General features: G+C 50.6%; 2 protein-coding genes. One reads left to right on the top strand and one right to left on the bottom strand.

Going from position 1 to position 778, the window contains the following annotated elements:
- The coding region (locus tag ACTQ3V_RS15650; protein ID WP_441468298.1) for a hypothetical protein at nucleotides 1-193 on the top strand (193 nt) is incomplete at its 5' end.
- Here ACTQ3V_RS15650 and ACTQ3V_RS15645 read toward each other — a convergent pair.
- A complete protein-coding gene (locus ACTQ3V_RS15645) occupies nucleotides 172-594 on the bottom strand; it encodes a sigma-70 RNA polymerase sigma factor region 4 domain-containing protein (RefSeq protein WP_441468297.1) in 423 nt (140 codons plus the stop codon). The genes ACTQ3V_RS15650 and ACTQ3V_RS15645 overlap by 22 nt on opposite strands.
- Nucleotides 595-778 lie beyond the last annotated feature (184 nt).

Genomic DNA, 778 nt, shown 5'->3' with positions numbered 1-778 from the left:
CTGCGACCGCATTGAACCTGAAACGGATGATAAAATACGCCGGATGACGCCAGTGGGCGTCTTTTTTATTTACCCAAACGAGGATAAACTGGGATTTGTCAACAGCGCCAAGTTGTCCCAAAGTGTCCTCTCATATACCAAGGACAGAAATCAGGCCAATGCGGGGGATGTTTACCAGTTTTCTTTCAGGTAGTTTCTCATATTTGCAAGTCCTCTCAATACGGAATCGCTGACGGCATCAAGGGTGACGCTCTCCGCCTCGGCAACCTCTTTGAGCTTCTTTCTATCGAGAATACGGGCCTCTACCCGCCGCCCCTGTTTTTCGGACAGGGAATTGAGCGCACGACACAGCATTTCCAACCGTTCCTTCCGCAGCACCAATTCCTCTAGGGACGGCTCAAAGACACAGGCGGAATACTCGATCCCATCGTCACAGTCCAAAGAGTATTGTGCCTTGTTGCGGGTCACACGGCGGCGATATGCGGCCTCATACCGCTTGTTGGCTCTCAGTTCTTCCGCTACTTCATTGGAAACTTCAATATATTCATCCTGGGTGTGCCAAGGGTAAAAGTCTTTGAGATTGATGGTAGCCATCTCATGTACCTCCGTTCAGACTTTTGTGAGTGGGCGATCTGAACGGAGTTGGTGGGGATCGGCAGCGGGGCCAAACTTCGGGACAACTTGGCGCTGTTGACAAAGTCTCGCAACAGCCCTCGCGGTATGTTATAATAAGAAAAAAGTCTGAGGTGATGGGATGCAGCTGGCGATACACATGGTA

Origin of the sequence: Candidatus Agathobaculum pullicola, assembly GCF_052117205.1 — a bacterium.
GTDB classification, from domain to species: Bacteria; Bacillota; Clostridia; order Oscillospirales; family Butyricicoccaceae; genus Agathobaculum; species Agathobaculum pullicola.
This window is presented reverse-complemented; position numbering and strand designations above follow the sequence as displayed.

What these genes read in the sequence shown, in the direction of transcription:
- ACTQ3V_RS15645 (WP_441468297.1), bottom strand. Translation starts at nt 594, where the DNA reads ATGGCTACCATCAATCTCAAAGACTTTTACCCTTGGCACACCCAGGAT.